General features: G+C 75.2%; 1 protein-coding gene. It reads left to right on the forward strand.

The genetic code is table 11. From position 1 onward, the window contains the following. Positions 1-210: 210 nt before the first annotated feature. Positions 211-21,038, forward strand: a 20,828-nt coding sequence (locus AC4IJH_RS36620) for a type I polyketide synthase (protein ID WP_490856300.1), incomplete at its 3' end; no start/stop codon positions are given.

Genomic DNA, 21,038 nt, shown 5'->3' on the forward strand with positions numbered 1-21,038 from the left:
GAGACACAAGGCGCCGGGGCCGGGCGGACTCTAGGGAATTCCATGGCCACTCCTGTCGAGACTGGGCGGGTGGCGTGCGGAAGTCGAGCTGCCTTGTGCAGGGCGCGCAGATAACTCAGTCGCTGTGGAACAACCGTCCCCAGTGCCGGATGCCCACATCGAAATCCTCTGCTGTCCGCCGGTCTTGAGATTGGGTTGAACGTGGCGAACATGGACCAGGAACAGAAGCTCCGCGACTACCTGAAGCGGGCCAGTGCCGATCTGCGGCGCTCGCGGCAGCGGGTGGGCGAGCTGGAGGCGGCGGCCCGCGAGCCGATCGCGATCGTGGGTATGAGCTGCCGCTTCCCGGGAGGCGTGCGCAGCCCCGAGGAGCTCTGGTCCCTGCTCGCCGCCGACGGGGACGGCATCACGGCCTCCCCCGACGACCGCGGCTGGGAGCTGCTCGCCGAGGACGCGGGGGACTTCTCCGGCGGATTCCTGCACGACGCGGCCGAGTTCGACGCCTCCTTCTTCGGGATATCCCCCCGTGAGGCACTCGCCATGGACCCGCAGCAGCGACTGCTGCTGGAGTCCTCCTGGGAGGCCTTCGAGCGGTCGGGCATCGACCCGGCGGCGGTCCGCGGCTCCCGTACGGGCATGTTCGTCGGGGCGATGCCCCAGGAGTACCGGGTGGGCCCGGACGACGACGTCCAGGGCTTCGCCCTGACGGGCACCGCCACCAGCGTCCTCTCGGGCCGGCTCGCGTACTTCTTCGGCGCCGTGGGCCCGGCGGTCACCGTCGACACCGCCTGCTCGTCCTCCCTCGTGGCCCTGCACCTGGCCGCCCACGCGCTGCGCCAGGGCGAGTGCTCCCTGGCGCTGGCCGCCGGCGTCACCGTGATGTCCAGCCCCACCACCTTCGTGGAGTTCAGCCGCCAGGGCGGGCTCTCCGCCGACGGGCGCTGCCGCTCCTTCGCCGACTCCGCGAACGGCACCGGCTGGGCCGAGGGCGTGGGCGTCCTGGTCCTGGAACGCCTCTCGGAGGCACGGCGCAACGGGCACGAGGTGCTGGCCGTCATCCGCGGCTCCGCCGTCAACCAGGACGGCGCCTCCAACGGCCTGACCGCCCCCAACGGCCCCTCCCAGCGACGGGTGATCGAGCAGGCGCTGGTCAGCGCGCGGCTCTCGGCCGACGAGGTCGACGTCGTCGAGGCGCACGGCACCGGCACCACCCTGGGCGACCCGGTCGAGGCCCAGGCGCTGCTGGCGACCTACGGCCAGGGCCGCGATGCCGAGCGCCCGCTGCTGCTGGGCTCGGTGAAGTCCAACCTCGGCCACACCCAGGCGGCGGCCGGCATGGCCGGTGTCATCAAGATGGTGCTGGCCATGCGGCACGGCCTGCTCCCGCGCACCCTCCACGTGGACGCGCCGTCCTCGCACGTCGACTGGGCGCAGGGAGCCGTACGCCTGCTGACCGAGCAAGTCCCCTGGCCCCGGGGCGAACAGCCGCGCCGGGCCGGCGTCTCCTCGTTCGGGCTCAGCGGCACCAACGCGCACACGATCCTGGAGGAGGCCCCGCCCGCCCCGGCCCCCGAGGCGGGCCAGGACGACACCGCCCCCGCCGAACCTCCGGCGGCGGGCGCCGTCCCGTGGCTGGTCTGCGGCCGCACCCGCGAGGCGCTGCGCGCCCAGGCGGCGCAGCTGCTCGACCACCTCACGTCCACCCCCGGCCTCGCGCCTGTGGACGTCGCCTACTCCCTGGCCACGGCCCGCTCCGGCCTGGAGCACCGGGCCGCGTTCACCGCGGCCGACCTGGAGGGCGCCCGCGCCGCCCTCACCGCCCTCGCCGACGGTGCGCCCGCTCCGGGCCTGGTCCAGGACACCGCCCGTACGCGCTCCAAGCTCGCCTTCCTCTTCGCGGGGCAGGGCTCCCAGCGGCCCGGCATGGGACGTGAACTGGCCGCCCGCTTCCCCGTCTTCGCCACCGCCCTCGACGAGGTCCTCACCCACCTCGACCAGGGCCTGGAACGGCCCCTGAAGGACGTGCTGTTCGCCGCCGAGGGCACGCCCGAGGCCGCCCTGCTGGACGGGACCGGCTACGCCCAGCCCGCGCTGTTCGCGATCGAGGTGGCGCTGTACCGGCTCGCCGAGTCCCTCGGCATCAAGCCGGACTTCCTCGCCGGACACTCCATCGGCGAGATCGCCGCGGCGCACGTGGCCGGGGTCTTCTCCCTGGCCGACGCCGCGGCCCTGGTGGTCGCCCGCGGGCGCCTCATGCAGGCGCTCCCCGCAGGCGGCGCCATGGTCTCCCTCGAAGCCACCGAGGAGGAGGTGCTGCCCCTCCTTGAGGACCGGCAGGACCGCGTCTCCATCGCCGCGGTCAACGGGCCCGCCGCCGTCGTGGTCGCCGGCCGGACCGACGAGGTCACCGCCGTCGCCGAGCACTTCGGCGCGCTGGGCCGCAAGACCAAGCGGCTGCGTGTCTCGCACGCGTTCCACTCCCCGCTCATGGAGCCCGTGCTGGAGGAGTTCCGCGCGGTCGTCTCCCGGCTCACCCCGCAGGCGCCCGTCGTCCCGGTCGTCTCCGGCCTGACCGGCACCCTCGCCACGGTGGAGCAGCTGACCTCCCCCGACTACTGGGTGGACCACGCCCGCCACGCCGTACGCTTCGCCGACACCCTCGCCTGGCTCGACGGCCACGGCGCCGCCACCTACCTGGAACTGGGCCCCGACGGCGTCCTGTCCGCCATGGCCCAGACCTGCCTGGCCGCGGCCGGTTCCGCCGAGGACACCGGCCCCCTGGACGGCGTGTCCGCGACCCTCGCCGTACTGCGCCCCGGCCGCCCGGAGGCCGAGACGCTCACCGCCGCGCTGGCGGGCCTGCACACCCGCGGCGTGGCCCTCCAGTGGGAGCCCTACTTCCAGGGCACCGGCGCCCGGCGTACCGACCTGCCCACCTACGCCTTCCAGCGCCGCCGCTACTGGCCCAAGAGCGTTCCCGCGACGGGCGGCGACGTGCGCGCCGCCGGTCTGGGCGCGGCGCACCACCCGCTGCTGACGGCGGCCGTGTCGGTCGCCAACTCCGACGGCCTGCTGCTGACCGGCCGGCTGTCGCTGCGTACCCACCCCTGGCTCGCCGACCACGCCGTGCGCGGCACGGTGCTGCTGCCGGGCACCGCCTTCCTGGAGCTGGCCGTACGCGCCGGGGACGAGGCCGGCTGCACCCGCGTGGAGGAACTCACCCTGGCCGCCCCGCTGGTGCTGCCCGAAGAGGGCGGCGTCCAGGTGCAGGTGTGGGTGGGCAGCCCCGACGAGAGCGGCCGCCGCGCCGTGAGCGTGCACTCCCGCCCCGACGGGCCCGAAGAGCTCCCCTGGACCCAGCACGCCGCCGGCACCCTCGTCACCGGCGAGCACCATGCCGGCTTCGACGCCACCGCCTGGCCCCCCGCCGGCGCGCAGCCGCTGGACCTCGACGGCTTCTACGACCGCATGGCCGACACCGGCTTCGGATACGGCCCCCTGTTCCAGGGCCTGAGCGCCGCCTGGAGGAGCGGCGACGCCGTCTACGCCGAGGTGACCCTGCCCGAGACGCACGGCGCCGACGCCGCGTCGTCTGCGGTGTTCGGCATCCACCCGGCCCTGCTGGACGCCGCGCTGCACGCCGCGGCCTTCGTCGACCTGGGTGAGCACGCCCGCGGCGGCCTGCCCTTCGCGTGGCAGGACGTGACCTTGCACGCGAGCGGGGCGAGCACGGTCCGCGTCAAGCTGACCCTCGCCGAGGACGACGCGGTGGCGATCGCCGTCGCCGACACCACCGGCGCCCCCGTCGCCTCCATCGGCTCGCTGGTCCTGCGCGCCGTGCCCGACGAGCAGCTCACCGCCGCCAACTCCCTTCTCCGCGACGCCCTGTTCGAGCTGCGCTGGAGCGCACCGCGCCAGGTAGACCAGGAGGCGCCCGCCTCGGCCGCCGTCCTCGGCGCGGACCTCTTCGGCCTGCAGCGGGCCCTGTCCTCGCAGGACCTCACCGTCACGGCGCTGCCCGGCCCGGACACCGCCACCCCCGCCCCGGACGTGGTCCTCGCCCCCGTCGAGGGCGCGGCCGGTGCCACCGATGACGCAGTCGTCGCCTGCGTGCACGCCCGCACCGCCCACGCCCTGGAACTCCTGCGGACCTGGCTGGCCGAGGAGCACTACGCCGCGTCCCGGCTGGTCTTCGTCACCCGCGGCGCGGTCGCCACCGACGCCCGGCAGGCACCCGACCCGGTGGCCGCCGCCGTCTGGGGCCTGGTACGGGCCGCACAGAGCGAACACCCCGGCCGATTCGGCCTGCTGGACCTCGATGCGGACACCACCGAGCCCGCCGCGCAGCCGGTGCTGCGCGCCCTGGCCCTGGACGAGCCGCAGACCGCCGTCCGCGGCACCGCCGTGCTCACCGCGCGGCTCGCCCGCGCCCGGACGCAGCAGGGCACCGCGCAGTGGGACCCCGAGGGCACCGTGGTGCTCACCGGCGCCACCGGCGGCCTGGGCCGCGTACTGGCCCGGCACCTGGTCACCGAGCGCGGCGTACGGCACCTGCTGCTCGCCAGCCGCCGCGGCGCCGACGCCGACGGCGCGACGGAACTCGTGGCCGAACTGGCCCGGCACGGCGCGCAGGTGGCCATCGCCGCATGCGACCTGGCCGACCGCGCCGCCGTGCGGCGGCTGCTGGCCGCAGTGCCCGCCGAGCACCCCGTCACCGCCGTCGTGCACAGCGCCGGCACCCTCGACGACGGGGTGATCGAGTCGCTCACCCCCGAGCGGATCAGCGCGGTGCTGCGGCCCAAGGCCGACGCCGTCTGGCACCTGCACGAGGCCACCCGGGACCTGGACCTGGCCGCCTTCGTCGTCTTCTCCTCCCTCTCCGGCACCGTGGGCGCGGCGGGCCAGGGCAACTACGCCGCCGCCAACGCCTTCCTCGACGCGCTCGCCCAACTGCGCCGCGCCCAGGGCCTGCCGGGGCTCTCCCTGGCCTGGGGCCCGTGGGCGCCCACCTCCGGGATGACCGGCGGTCTGACGGACGAGGACCTCGACCGCCTGGCCCGGATGGGCACGCCCGCGCTCACCGAGGAAGAGGGCATCGCCCTCTTCGACGCGGCCTGCGCCTCGGACGCCGCCGTCCTGCTGCCGACCCGGCTCGACCTGTCCGTCCTGCGCCTCCAAGGCCTCCAGGGCGCCGTGCCGCCGCTGTGGCGCGGCCTGATCCGCACCCCGGCCCGCCGCGCGGTGGTCTCGGGCTCGGAGGCCGCCGTCACCCTCGTACAGAAGCTGTCCCGGCTTCCGGAGAGTGACCGCCGCGAGGTCGTGCTCGACCTCGTGGCCGGCCAAGTGGCCGCCGTACTGGGCCACTCCAGCACCGCCGACATCGACGCGCGGCGCCCGCTGCGGGAGCTGGGCTTCGACTCGCTGACCGCGGTGGAACTGCGCAACCGGCTCAGCGCCGCCACCGGCCTGCGCACCTCGGCGACGGTCATCTTCGACTACCCGACCGTCGATGCGCTCGCCGCGCACCTGTTGGCCGAACTCATGGGCTCCGAAGCCGCCGTGGCGGCGGATGCCCCCCGTGCCGCCGCTGACGAGGACCCCGTCGTCATCGTCGGCATGAGCTGCCGCTACCCGGGCGGCGTCGCCTCGCCGGAGGACCTGTGGCGGCTGGTCAGCGAGGGCACCGACGCCATCTCGGGCCTGCCCACCGACCGCGGCTGGGACCTGGACGCGCTCTACGACCCGGACCCGGAGCGCACCGGTACCTCCTACTCCCGCTTCGGCGGATTCCTGCACACCGCCGCCGACTTCGACCCCGCCTTCTTCGGCATGAGCCCCCGCGAGGCCCTGGCCACCGACTCCCAGCAGCGGCTGCTCCTGGAGGCGTCCTGGGAGGCCGTCGAGCGCGCGGGCATCGACCCGGTGTCCCTGCGCGGCAGCCAGACCGGCGTGTTCGCGGGCGTGATGTACAACGACTACGCCACGGTGCTCTCCGGCGGGCAGTTCGAGGGCCACCAGGGCAGCGGCACCGCCGCCAGCGTCGTCTCCGGGCGCGTCTCCTACACCCTCGGCCTCGAAGGCCCCGCCGTCACGGTGGACACCGCGTGCTCGTCCTCGCTGGTCGCCATGCACTGGGCGATGCAGGCCCTGCGCGCGGGGGAGTGCTCGCTCGCACTGGCCGGCGGCGTCACGGTCATGTCGACGCCGGGCGCCCTCATCGAGTTCTCCCGCCAGCGCGGGCTGTCCCCGGACGGCCGCTGCAAGGCGTTCTCCGACAGCGCGGACGGCGTCGGCTGGTCCGAGGGCGTGGGCGTACTCGTCCTGGAGCGCCTCTCGGATGCCCGCCGCAACGGGCACCGGGTGCTGGCCGTCGTCCGCGGCTCCGCCGTCAACCAGGACGGCGCCTCCAACGGCCTCACCGCTCCCAACGGCCCCTCCCAGCAGCGGGTGATCCGGCAGGCGCTGGCCGCCGCCGGCCTGTCCGCCACGGACGTCGACGCGGTGGAGGGCCACGGCACCGGCACCACCCTGGGCGACCCCATCGAGGCCCAGGCCCTGCTCGCCGCCTACGGCCGGGACCGCGCCGCGGAGCGCCCGCTGCTGCTGGGCTCGGTGAAGTCCAACATCGGCCACACCCAGGCCGCGGCCGGCGTCGCCGGCGTCATCAAGATGGTCATGGCCATGCGCCACGGCACGCTGCCCCCCACCCTGCACGCCGACGTGCCCTCCTCGCACGTGGAGTGGGACGGCGCAGGGGTGCGCCTGCTCACCGAGGAGACGCCCTGGCCGCAGGCAGGCCGGCCGCGCCGCGCCGCCGTCTCCTCCTTCGGCTTCAGCGGCACCAACGCCCACCTCATCGTCGAGGAGCCCGCTGCCGCCCCCGACGAGCGCGCACAGCCGGCGCTCACCCCGGCCGTCCTGCCCTGGACGCTGTCCGGCAAGAGCCGGGCGGCGCTGCGCGACCAGGCCGCCCGCCTGCGGACCTTCCTGGAGGAGCGCCCCGGCCTCGACCCGGCCGACATCGCGCTCTCCCTGGCCACCACCCGCTCGGCCTTCGACCAGCGCGCCGTCGTCACCGGCGACCGCGACGAACTGCTGCGCGCGCTGGCCGACCTGGCCGCCGACCGGCCCGGCCCCGCGCTCACCGAGGGCGAGGTCGGCGGCGCCGGCAAGCTGGCCGTGGTCTTCTCCGGCCAGGGCAGCCAGCGCCCCGGCGCCGGCCGCGAACTCGCCGCCCGCTTCCCCGCGTTCGCCCGGGCCGTCGACGAGGTGAGTGCCGCCCTCGACCCGTACCTGGACCGCCCCCTCAAGGACGTCCTGTTCGCTCCTGAGGGCACCCCCGAGGCGGAGCTGCTGGGCCGCACCGAGTGGACCCAGCCCGCGCTGTTCGCCATCGGCGTCGCGCTCCACCGCCTGCTGGGCACCTGGGGCATTTGCCCCGACGTACTGCTGGGCCACTCCATCGGCGAGATCACCGCCGCGCACGTCGCGGGCGTCCTCTCGCTGCCCGACGCGGCCCGCCTGGTGACCGCGCGCGGACGGCTGATGCAGGAGCTGCCCGCCGGCGGCGCGATGATCTCCCTTCAGGCCACCGAGGACGAGCTCGCGCCGCTGCTCGCCGGGCGCGAGCACGAGGTCTCCGTCGCCGCCGTCAACGGCCCCCGCAGCGTCGTGGTCGCCGGGGACCAGTCCGCCACCGAGGAGATCGCCGCCCACTTCGCCGCGCAGGGCCGCAAGACCAAGCGCCTGGCGGTCAGCCACGCCTTCCACTCGCCGCTCATGGAGCCCGCGCTCGACGGGCTGCGCGAGGTCGCCGCCGGTCTCACCTACCACGCGCCGGACGTGACCGTCATCTCCGGCCTGACCGGACGCCCCGCCACCGACGGCGAACTGCGCTCGGCCGACTACTGGGTCGCGCACGCCCGCGGCGCCGTCCGCTTCGCCGACACCATGCGCGCCGCGCACGACTGCGGCGCCGGCACCTTCCTCGAACTCGGCCCCGACAGCGTGCTGTCGGCCGCCGCCCAGGACGCCCTCGGCGACGACGCGGACGCGCACATCGTCCCGATGCTGCGCACCGGGCGCGGCGAGGAGCGCTGCGCGGCCACCGCGCTGGCCCGCCTGCACGTCAGCGGCACGGCCGTCGACTGGCCCGCCTACCTCGACGGCACCGGCGCCCGTACGGTCGACCTGCCCACCTACGCCTTCCAGCACGAGCGCTACTGGCCCGAGCCGGCCCCGGCCCGCCTCGCGCAGGCCGCCGCCGACCCCGCGGACGCCGAGCTGTGGGGCGCCGTCGAACGCGGCGACACCACGGAGCTGGCCGCGCTTCTCGGGCTGCGCGACGAACAGCACGCCTCCCTGTACGCGCTGCTGCCCGCGCTGTCCTCCTGGCGCCAGCACCGGCACGAGAAGGCGCTGCTGGACTCCACCCGCTACCGCGTCGCCTGGCGCCCCGTCCAGGCGGCCGCCGCGCCCGTACTGGAGGGCACCTGGCTGCTGGTCACCGCCGACGGCATCGACAGCGACGAGATCCTCGACGCGCTGCGCGGCCACGGCGCCCAGTTCGAGACCCTCGTCCTGGACGACGCCTGCCGCGACCGCGCCGAACTCGCCGCCCGCATCGAGGCAGTACGCGGGGAGGAAGCCGTACGCGGAGAGGGCCGCGCCTTCTTTGGCGTCCTGTCCCTGCTCCCGCTCGCCGACCGGCCCGGCCACCAGCCGGCCGCCGAACCGCCGGCCGGGCTCGCGCTCAGCCTCGTACTGGTCCAGGCGCTCACCGACACCCCGCTCGACGCGCCCCTGTGGACCCTGACCCGCGGCGCGGTTACCACCGGCGCGGGCGACCCGCTCACCAACCCCCTCCAGACGGCGGTCTGGGGACTGGGCCGGGCCGCCGCCCTGGAGCACCCGCAGCTGTGGAGCGGCCTGATCGACCTGCCGGCCGCGCTCGACGCCCCCGCCACCCAGCACCTGGTCAGCGCGCTGGCCGCCACGGGCGGCGAGGACCAGATCGCCGTCCGCGCCACCGGGGCGCTCGGCCGGCGCCTGGTGCGCCACCCGCAGGCCGAACTGCCCCCGGCCGACGCCTTCACCGCGCGCGGCACCGTGCTCGTCACCGGCGGCACCGGAGCGCTCGGTGCCGAGGTCGCGCGCTGGCTCGCCCGCAGCGGCGCCGGCCACCTCCTGCTCACCAGCCGCCGCGGCCCCGACGCCCCCGGAGCCGCCGAACTGGCCGCCGAGATCGAGGAGTTGGGTGCCGAGGTCACCCTCGCGGCCTGCGACACCGCCGACCGCGGCGCGCTCGCCGCCCTGCTGGCCTCCGTGCCCGCCGAGCACCCGCTGACCGGCGTCGTGCACGCGGCCGGCGTCGGCCAGAACGCCGCCCTGACCGAAACCCCCCTGGCGGACGCCGCGGAGGCGATGGCCGCCAAGCTGCTCGGCGCGGCCCACCTGGATGCCCTTCTGGACGGCCACGACCTGGACTTCTTCGTCCTCGTCTCCTCGATCGCCGGAGTGTGGGGCAGCGCCGGACAGAGCGCCTACGGTGCCGCCAACGCCTACCTCGACGCCCTCGCCGAGCACCGGCGCGCCCGCGGCCTGCCCGCGACCTCGGTGGCCTGGGGTCCCTGGGCCGAGGCGGGCATGGCCACCCACGAGGCCGTCACCGACGAACTGCACCGGCGCGGGCTGCGCTTCCTGGCACCCGCGAGCGCCCTCGCCGAACTGCGGCGCGCCGTCGTCCAGCAGGACGTCACGGTCACCGTCGCCGACATCGACTGGGAGCGCTACCACCCCGTCTTCACCTCCTCGCGCCCCAGCGTCCTCTTCGACGAACTCGCCGAGGTCAAGGCCCTCGCGCACACCGAAGGCGACAGCGCGGCGCCGGAGTTCGCCGCCCGCCTGCGGGGCCTTGACGAGGACGGGCAGGAGCGGCTGCTGGCCGACCTGGTGCGCGCCGAGGCGGCTCTCGTCCTCGGCCACGCCTCCGCCGACGGGGTCCCCGAGCGGGGCGCCTTCCGCGACGCGGGCTTCGACTCGCTGACGGCCGTGGAGCTGCGCAAGCGGCTGGCCGCCCTCACCGGCCTGGCCCTGCCCGCCACCCTCGTCTTCGACTACCCGACGCCCGCCACCCTCGCCCGCCATCTGCGCGCCGAACTCCTGGGCACCGAAGGCGAGTCGGCCGCGACCGTGGCGGCTTCGGCGGGCCGCTTCGACGAGCCCATCGCCATCGTCGGCATGAGCTGCCGCTTCCCCGGCGGCGTCCGCTCCCCGCAGCAGTTCTGGGAGCTCATCACCGACGGCGTCGACGCCATCACCGACTTCCCCGTCAACCGCGGCTGGGACACCACCGGCCTCTACCACCCCGACCCCGACAACCCCGGCACGACCTACTCCGCGCAGGGCGGATTCCTGCACGACGCGGGCGAGTTCGACGCCTCCTTCTTCGGCATCTCGCCCCGCGAGGCCCTCTCCATGGACCCCCAGCAGCGCCTGCTGCTGGAGACCACCTGGGAGGCGTTCGAGAGCGCCGGGATCGACCCCACGGGCGTGCACGGCAGCGCGACCGGCACCTTCATCGGCTCCACCTACCAGGAGTACGGATTCGGCGTCGAGGACGGCTCCGCCGGACACCTGGTGACCGGCACCAGCCCCAGCGTGCTCTCCGGGCGCCTGGCCTACCTCTTCGGCCTCGAAGGGCCGGCCGTCACCGTCGACACCGCCTGCTCCTCGTCCCTGGTGGCCCTGCACCTGGCCTGCCAGTCGCTGCGCAACGGCGAGAGCGGGCTGGCGCTGGCCGGCGGCGCGACCGTGATGACCAACCCCAACCCGTTCGTCGCCTTCAGCCGCCAGCGCGCCCTCGCGGGCGACGGCCGCTGCAAGGCGTTCTCCGACAGCGCCGACGGCATGACGCTGGCCGAAGGCGTCGGCGTCCTCGTCCTGGAGCGCCTTTCGGACGCCCAGCGCAACGGGCACGAGATCCTGGCCGTCGTGCGCGGCTCGGCCATCAACCAGGACGGCGCCTCCAACGGCCTGTCCGCCCCCAACGGCCCCTCCCAGCAGCGCGTCATCCGCCAGGCGCTGGCCAACGCCCAGCTGGACGCGGCCGACATCGACGCCGTCGAGGCGCACGGCACCGGCACGGCCCTCGGCGACCCCATCGAGGCCCAGGCCCTGCTCGCCACCTACGGCCGCGACCGCGACCCGAACAGCCCGCTGCTGCTGGGCTCGGTGAAGTCCAACATCGGCCACACCCAGTCCGCGGCCGGCGTGGCGGGCGTCATCAAGATGGTCCTGGCCCTGCGCCACGGGCAGCTGCCGCGCACTTTGCACGCCGACACCCCCTCCAGCCACATCGACTGGACCTCCGGCACCGTTTCCCTGCTGAGCGAGGGCGCCCACTGGCCCGAGGGCGAACGCCCGCGCCGCGCGGCCGTCTCCTCCTTCGGCATCAGCGGCACCAACGCCCACACGGTCCTCGAAGAGGCCCCCCGGGCACAGGAGACCGCCCCCGCGCAGACGGCGGAGCCGGTGCCCCCGGCAGGCGACGCCCTCCCCTGGGTGCTGTCCGCGCGGACCCCCGGCGCGCTGCGCGCCCAGGCCGCGCACCTCGCCGCCCACCTCGACGGCGAACAGGCGCCCAGCGCCCTGGACATCGGCCACAGCCTGGTGACCTCGCGCACCCTCTTCGACCACCGCGCCGTCCTCGTCGCCACCGACGACGACAGCCGCCGCGACGCCCTCAAGGCCCTCGCCGAAGGCCGCTCGGCCCCCGGCGTCGTCCAGGGCACGGCCGACACCGACGGCAGGACCGTCTTCGTCTTCCCCGGCCAGGGCTCCCAGTGGGCCGGCATGGGCGCGCGGCTCCTGGAGGAGTCCCCGGTCTTCGCCGCGCGCCTGGCCGAATGCGCCGCCGCGCTGGCGCCGTACACCGACTGGTCGCTGCTGGACGTGCTGCGCCGGCGGGAGGGCGCGCCGACGCTGGAGCGCGTCGACGTCGTACAGCCCGCCTCCTGGGCCGTCATGGTCTCGCTCGCCGAACTCTGGCGCTCCCACGGCATCACCCCCGACGCCGTCGTCGGCCACTCGCAGGGCGAGATCGCCGCCGCGGCCGTCGCCGGCGCCCTGACCCTGGAGGACGCCGCCCGGGTCGTGGCCCTGCGCAGCCAGGCCATCGGCCGCACGCTCGCCGGAACCGGCGGCATGCTGTCGGTCCCGCTGCCCGTGGCCGACGTCGAAGAGCGCCTCGCCGCCTACGAGGGACTGTCCGTCGCCGCCGTCAACGGGCCCCGGTCCGTCGTCGTCGCCGGTCTCACCGCGCCGATGGACGCCCTGGTGGCCGAACTGAGCGCCCAGGACATCCGCGCCAAGCGCATCGCCGTGGACTACGGTTCGCACTCCGCGCAGGTCGAGCTGTTGCGCGACGAACTGCACAGCGTCCTCGCGCCCATCAGCCCGCGCCCCGCGCAGGTGCCCTTCTTCTCCACCGTCACCGGCGACTGGCTGGACACCACCGCCCTGGACGCCGACTACTGGTACACCAACCTGCGCCGGACCGTCCGTTTCGAACCCGCCATCCGCGAACTCCTCACCCAGAGCCACCGCTTCTTCATCGAGGTCAGCTCCCACCCCGTGCTGTCCATGGCCATCCAGGAGACGGCCGAAGCAGCCGGCGGCCCGGCCGCCGTACTCGGCACGCTGCGCCGCGACACCGGCGGCACCGACCGCTTCCTGACCTCGCTCGCCGAGGCGTTCGTCCGCGGCGCCGACGCCGACTGGGCCGTTGTGTTCACCGGCACCGGCGCCCGCCGCGTGCCGCTGCCCACGTACGCCTTCCAGCGCGAGCACCTGTGGGCCATCCCCGCCAAGCCCCACACCCGGGCCGAAGCCGACCCCGCGGACGCGGAGTTCTGGACGGCGGTGGAGGAAGAGGACGTGGAGGCCCTCGCCTCCAGCCTGCACCTGGACAGCACCTCCCTCGCCCCGGTGCTCCCGGCCCTGTCGCACTGGCGCAAACGCCGCCGCGACCGCTCCACCGTCGACTCCTGGCGCTACCGCACCACATGGAAGCCGCTGACCGGCCTGCCCACGGCGGCACTGACGGGCACCTGGCTCGTCGTCGCCCCCGAAGGGACCGACACCGACACCCTCACCGGCGTCCTCGCCGCCCACGGCGCCGCGCCGCGCACCCTCGTCCTGGACGACGCCTGCGCCGACCGCGCGACCCTGACCGCCCGCCTGACCGGCCTCGACGACGCGGCCGGTCTCACGGGAGTGGTGTCTTTGCTGGCCGAGGCCGAAGAGGCGAGCGCCACGCACCCGGCGCTCACCCGCGGACTCGCCCTGACCCTCGCGCTCGTCCAGGCACTCGGCGACGCCGGAATCGACGCACCCCTGTGGTGCCTGACCCAAGGCGCCGTCTCCACCGGCCGCGCGGACCGGCTGACCCACCCCGACCAGGCCCAGATCCTCGGCCTCGGCTGGACGGCCGCCCTGGAACACCCGCAGCGCTGGGGAGGCCTCGTCGACCTGCCCGAGCGGCTGGACCAGCGCGCCGGTGAGCGCCTGGCCGCCGTCCTGAGCGGCCGCAGCGGCGAGGACCAACTCGCCCTGCGCGCCTCGGGCGTCCTCGCCCGCCGTGTCGTACGCGCCGCCGCCGGCGCCCCGGCCCGCCCCTGGACGCCGAGGGGCACCACCCTCGTCACCGGCGGCACCGGCACCCTCGCCCCGCACCTGGCGCGCTGGCTCGCCGAGCAGGGCGCCGAGCACATCGTGCTCACCAGCCGCCGCGGCCCGGCGGCACCCGGCGCCGACGACCTCGTGCGGGAACTGACCGAGTCGGGCTGCGAGGCGAGCGTCGTCGCCTGCGACCTGACCGACCGCGACGCGGTCGCGCGGATGCTCGCCGAGATGGAGGCCGAAGGCCGCACCGTACGCAGCGTCGTGCACACCGCCGTCACCATCGAGCTGGCGACGCTGGAGGAGACGACCCCCGAGGACTTCGCGAAGGTCATGGACGCCAAGGTCACCGGCGCCCGGCATCTGGACGAACTCCTCGGCGACGACCTCGACGCCTTCGTCCTGTACTCCTCCACCGCCGGCATGTGGGGCAGCGGCGCGCACGCCGCCTACGTCGCCGGCAACGCCTACCTCAACGCCCTGGCCGAGCAGCGCCGCGCCCGCGGCGCCGTCGCCACCGCCGTCTCCTGGGGCATCTGGGCCGACGACCTCAAGCTCGGCCGCGTCGACCCCGGCCAGATCCGCCGCAGCGGACTGGTCTTCATGGACCCCCAGCTGGCCCTCACCGGCCTGCGGCAGGCCCTCGACGACGGGGAAACCGTCCTGGCCGTCGCGGACGTGGACTGGGAGCGCTACTACCCCGTCTTCACCGCCGCACGGCCCACCACGCTCTTCGAAGACCTGCCCGAGGTCCGGCAGATGGCACAGGAGCGGGCCGAAGTCCCCGACACCGGAAGCGAGTTCGCCACCCGGCTGCTCGGGATGGACGCCGTCGAACAGGACCGCCTCCTGCTGGACCTGGTCCGCACCGAAGCGGCCACCGCGCTCGGCCACGCCTCACCCGACGTCCTCTCCGAACAGCGCGCCTTCCGCGACGTCGGCTTCGACTCGCTGACCGCCGTCGACCTGCGCAACCGCATCGCCGCCGTCACCGGGCTCGCCCTGCCGAGCACCATGGTCTTCGACTACCCCAACCCGCTCGCCCTGGTGGCCTACCTGCGCGACGCCATCGCGGGCGCGAGCACCCGGGCCGACACCGCCGTCAGCGCCGCGGCCACCGACGAGCCCATCGCCATCATCGGCATGAGCTGCCGCTACCCCGGCGGCGTCGGCTCCCCGGACGACCTGTGGCGCCTGGTCACCGAAGGCGGCGACGCCATCAGCGAGTTCCCCGCCGACCGCGGCTGGGACACCGAGGGCCTGTACGACCCGGACCCGGACCGGCCGGGCCACACGTACTCGGTGCGCGGCGGATTCCTGCACGACGCCGCCGACTTCGACGCCTCCTTCTTCGGCATCTCGCCCCGCGAGGCCCTGGCCATGGACCCCCAGCAGCGCCTGCTGCTGGAGACCTCCTGGGAGGCCATGGAGCGCGCCGGGATCGACCCGGCCACCCTGCGCGGCAGCAGCACCGGCACCTTCATCGGCGCCAGTTACCAGGACTACGGGGCATCCGGCACGGGCCCGGAAGGCGCCGAGGGCCACCTGATCACCGGCACCATCTCCAGCGTCCTGTCCGGCCGCCTGTCCTACACCTACGGCTTCGAGGGCCCGGCCGTCTCCCTCGACACCGCCTGCTCCTCCTCCCTGGTCGCCCTGCACCTGGCCTGCCAGTCCCTGCGCAACGGCGAGAGCTCGCTGGCTCTGGCGGGCGGCGTCAGCATCATGTCCACGCCCGGCGCGTTCGTCGGCTTCAGCCGCCAGCGCGCGATGGCCGCCGACGGCCGCTGCAAGGCCTACTCCGACCAGGCCGACGGCATGAGCCTGGCCGAGGGCGTCGGCCTCGTCCTCGTCGAGAAGCTCTCCGACGCCCGCCGCAACGGACACCAGGTCCTGGCCGTCATCCGGGGCTCCGCCGTCAACCAGGACGGCGCCTCCAACGGCCTGACCGCCCCCAACGGCCCCTCCCAGCAGCGCGTGATCCGCCAGGCCCTCGCCAACGCCAAGGTCGCCGCCGCCGAGGTCGACGTCATCGACGGACACGGCACCGGCACCGCCCTCGGCGACCCCATCGAGGCCCAGGCCCTGCTCGCCACCTACGGCCAGGACCGCGACCCCGAGCACCCGGTGCTCCTCGGCTCGGTCAAGTCCAACATCGGCCACACCCAGATGGCCTCCGGCGTCGCCAGCATCATCAAGATGGTCATGGCCCTGCGCCACCGAAGCGTGCCGCAGAGCCTGCACATCGACCGGCCCTCCTCGCACGTCGACTGGAGCTCCGGCACCATCCGGCTGCTCACCGAGCCCACCGCCTGGCCGGACACCGCACACCCGCGCCGCGCGGCCGTCTCCTCCTTCGGACTCAGCGGCACCAACGTCCACACCATCCTCGAACAGGCCCCCGCGGAGCGGCCCGAGGACGCGACGGACGCCGCGCCGGACCGCCCGGCCGAGCCCGCCCTCGTCCCCCTGACGCTCTCCGGCCGCACCGAAGAGGGCCTGCGCGCCCAGGCCGGACGGCTCCTGACCCACCTCGCCGACCACCCCCAACTGCCGCTCACCGACCTCGCCTTCTCCCTGGCCACCTCCCGCGCCGCCCTGGAGCACCGCGCGGCCGTCGTCACCGACGACCGGGACACCCTCACCCGCGCCCTGACCGCGCTGCGCGACGCGGCCCCCGACGGCGCGCTGCTCACCGGGCACCCGGACCGCGGCCGGCTGGCCTTCCTCTTCACCGGCCAGGGCAGCCAGCGCCCCGCCATGGGACGCGAGCTCTACGACCGCCACCCGGTCTACGCCGAGGCCCTGGACGCCGTTCTGGCCCGCTTCGACCTCGAACTCGACCGCCCGCTGCGGGAGATCCTCTTCGCCGGACCCGGCACCCCCGAGGCCGCGCTGCTGGACGACACCGGCTACACCCAGCCGGCCCTCTTCGCCCTCGAAGTGGCGCTGTTCCGCCTCGCCGAGTCCTGGGGCCTGCGCCCCGACTACGTCGCTGGCCACTCCATCGGCGAGTTCGCCGCGGCGCACGCCGCCGGAGTCCTCTCCCTGGAGGACGCCTGCACCCTCGTCGCGGCCCGCGGCCGTCTGATGGCGGCCCTGCCCACGGGCGGCGCCATGGCCTCCGTCGAGGCCGCCGAGGACGAGGTGCTGCCGCTGCTCGCGCAGTACGACGGACGCCTGTCCGTCGCCGCCGTCAACACCCCGGCGTCCCTGACCGTCTCGGGCGACGAGGACGCGGTACTGGCCGTGGCGGCCCACTTCCAGGAGCTCGGCCGCCGCACCAAGCAGCTGCGGGTCAGCCATGCCTTCCACTCGGCGCACATGGACGCGATGCTGGAGGACTTCGCCCGCGCCGCCGAAGGCGTCACCTTCCACGCGCCGACGCTGCCGCTGGTGTCCACCCTGACCGGCGAGCCGGCCACGGCCGGGGAACTGGGCTCGGCGCAGTACTGGACCCGGCAGGTCCGCGGCACCGTCCGCTTCGCCGACGCCGTACGCCACCTCACCGAGCACGGGGTGAGGACCTTCTTCGAACTCGGCCCGGACGCCGTCCTCAGCGGCGCGGTACGCCAGAGCACCGGCGAGCAGACCCCCGCCACCGCCGTCCCGGCCCTGCGCCGCGACCGGCCCGAGGGCCCGGCGCTGACCACGGCACTGGCCCGGCTCCACCTCCACGGCGTACGGGTCGACTGGGACGCCGTGTTCACGGGCAGCGGCGCCCAGCGGATCGATCTGCCCACCTACCCCTTCCAGCGCGAGCGCTACTGGCCCGAGGCGGCCACCGCGACCCCCGTACCCGCGCACCCCGCCGACGCGGCGGACGCGGAGTTCTGGTCGGCCGTCGAGCGCGCGGACCTCCAGTCCCTGGGCTCCTCGCTGGAACTGGACGACGACACGCTCACCGCCGTCGTGCCCGCGCTGTCCTCCTGGCGCCGCAAGAGCCGGGAGCGCTCCACCGTCGACGGCTGGCGCTACCGGACCACCTGGAAGCCCCTGACCGGCACGGCCACAGCAGGGCACCCGGCCGGGACCTGGCTGGTGCTCACACCGGCCGACGGCGAGCAGGCCTGGACCGACACGGTCGCCGGAGCCCTGGGCGCCGACTCCGTACGGGTCGAGGTGAGTGCCGCGCAGCGCCGGGACCTGAGCGAGCGGCTGGGGGAACTGGCCGCAGAACACGGCGAGTTCACGGGTGTGCTGTCCCTGCTCGCGACGGCGGGCGAGGGCGCCGGTGACGCCACGGACGCGGGCCTGCTGCTGACGGCGGCCGCCGTCCAGGCCCTGGGCGACGCCGGTATCGAGGCTCCGCTGTGGTGCGTGACCCGTACCGCCGTGGCCGTGGACCGCGCCGAACACCCGGCCCGCCCCGCCCAGGCCGCCGTCTGGGGCCTGGGACGGGTGGCCGCGCTGGAGCACCCGCAGCGCTGGGGCGGTCTGATCGATCTGCCCGACGAGCTCGACGGCACCACCTTGCGCCGCCTGGCCGCCGTCCTCGCCGACAGCGGCGAGGAGGACCAGCTCGCCCTGCGCAGCACCGCGGCCTTCGTCCGCCGGCTGGCCCACCACCGCGCCGCACCGGCCCCCGAGGCGGACGCGTTCCGCCCCACCGGAACCGTGCTCGTCACCGGCGGCACCGGCGCGCTCGGCGGTCACGTCGCCCGCTGGCTGGCAGAAGCGGGCGCCGAGCACCTGCTGCTGGTCAGCCGGAGCGGCGCCGACGCCCCCGGCGCCGGTGAACTGGCCGCACGGATCGAAGAGTCGGGCGCCAGGGTCACCCTTGCGGCGTGCGATGCCGCCGACCGTGACGCGCTCGCCGCCGTACTGGCCGCGATCCCCGACGAGCACCCGCTCACCGCGGTGTTCCACACCGCCGGAACCGTCGACGACGGCACCCTGGACACGCTCATCCCCGAGCAGTTCGCCACCGTCCTGCGCGCCAAAGTCACCGCCACCCGCAACCTGCACGAGGCGACGTGCGAGCGGGACCTGAGCGCCTTCGTGCTCTTCTCCTCCGTTGCCGGGACGCTCGGCGCACCCGGACAGGGCAACTACGCCGCCGCCAACGCCTACCTCGACGCCTTCGCCGAGCACCGGCGCGCCCACGGCCTGCCCGCGACCTCGGTGGCCTGGGGCCCGTGGGCCGAGACCGGAATGGCGGCCGACGGCACCGGCATCCAGGACCGCGTCCGCCGCGGCGGATTCACCCCCATGGCACCCCAACTCGCCCTCGCCGCGCTGCGCCAGGCGATCGCGCAGGACGCCGCGACGCTGACCCTCGCGGACATCGACTGGCAGCGCTACGCAGGTGTGTTCACCGCGCTGCGCCCCAGCCCCTTCGTGGGCGACCTGCCCGAACTGCGCCAATCCGCGCAGCCCGCCGGGGCACCGGAAGCCGCCCTGGGGGAGCCGGCCCTGCGCCAGCGGCTCGCCGGGCTCTCCCCGGCCGCCCGCCCGCGCTTCGTGCTGGACCTGGTACGTACCCAGGTGGCCGCCGTCCTCGGACACAGCGGTACCTCGGCCGTCAGCGCCGAACGCGCCTTCAGCGACCTCGGTTTCGACTCGCTGACCACCGTCGAACTGCGCAACACCCTCACGGCCACCACCGGCCTGAAACTGCCCGCGACCCTCGTCTACGACTACCCGACCCCGACCGCCCTCGCCGACTTCCTGCTCGCCGAACTCCTGGGCACCCTGCCCGACTCCGCCACCGGCACCCCGGCCCTCGCCGGACGCGCGGCGGACGACGACCCCATCGCCATCGTCGGCATGAACTGCCGCTTCCCCGGCGGCGTACGGTCCCCCGAGGACCTCTGGCGGCTGCTGAGCCAGGGCGAGGACGCGATCGGCGCCTTCCCCGCGGACCGCGGCTGGGACCTGGACGCGCTGGCCCAGGGAGCCTCCGCGACCCTCGAAGGCGGATTCCTGGACGGCGTCGGCCTCTTCGACGCCCCCTTCTTCGGCATCGCGCCCCGCGAGGCCCTGGCCATGGACCCCCAGCAGCGCCTGCTGCTGGAGACGTCCTGGGAGGCCTTCGAGCGCGCCGGAATCGACGCGACCACCCTGCGCGGCAGCCGTACCGGCGTCTTCGTGGGCACCAACGGCCAGGACTACGCCACACTCCTGCGCCAGGGCACCGGCACCGCCGACGTACGCGGCCATGTCGCCACCGGCAACACCGCCAGCGTCATGTCAGGCCGCCTCTCCTACGCCTTCGGCCTGGAGGGCCCGGCCGTCACCGTCGACACCGCCTGCTCCTCCGCGCTGGTCGCCCTGCACATGGCCGCGAGCGCCCTGCGCGGCGGCGAGTGCAGCCTCGCCCTGGCCGGCGGCGTCTCGGTCATGTCCAGCCCCGACTCCTTCACCGAGTTCACGGTCCAGGGCGGGCTGGCCCCCGACGGACGCTGCAAGCCGTTCGCCGACGCGGCCGACGGCACGAGCTGGTCCGAGGGCGTGGGGGTCCTCCTCCTGGAGCGCCTCTCCGACGCGCGCCGCAACGGCCACGACGTCCTCGGTATCGTGCGCGGCACCGCCGTCAACCAGGACGGCGCCTCCAACGGACTGACCGCGCCCAGCGGCCGGGCCCAGCAGCGCGCCATCCGCCAGGCCCTCGCCGACGCCGACCTCACCCCCGCCGACGTCGACGTCGTCGAGGCGCACGGCACCGGCACCACCCTCGGCGACCCCATCGAGGCCCACGCCCTCATCGCCGCCTACGGACAGGACCGGCCCGAGGGGCAGCCGCTGCTGCTCGGCGCCGTCAAGTCCAACCTGGGCCACACCCAGGCCGCCGCCGGTGTCGCGGGCACCATCAAGGTGCTCCTGGCGATGCGCCACGGCGTGCTGCCCAAGACCCTGCACGTCAACTCCCCGTCCTCGCACGTCGACTGGACGGACAACGCGGTCTCGCTCGTCACCGAGCAGCAGCAGTGGCCCGAGACCGGGCACGCCCGGCGGGCCGGCGTCTCCGCCTTCGGCGTCAGCGGCACCAACGCCCACATCATCATCGAGCAGGCACCGGACGCCGAGGAGCCGGTGACGCAGGAGCCCACCACGGTGCCGGGCCTCGTGCCCTGGCCCGTGTCGGGCAAGTCCGAGGCCGCGCTGGCCGCACAGATCGAGCGGGTCTCGGCGCTGACCGGCCTGTCACCGGTCGACGTGGGCCACTCCCTCGCCACCGGCAGGGCGGCGTTCGCCCACCGCGCGGTCCTCGCGGCCGACGCGGAGGGCGTGCGGGAACTCGCACGCGGCGTCGCCCTGGAGACCGACGGCAAGCTGGCCGTGCTGTTCTCGGGTCAGGGTGCGCAGCGGGTGGGGATGGGCCGGGAGTTGTACGGCCGGTTCCCGGTGTTCGCCCA

This window comes from Streptomyces sp. UF-297, from assembly GCF_058245575.1.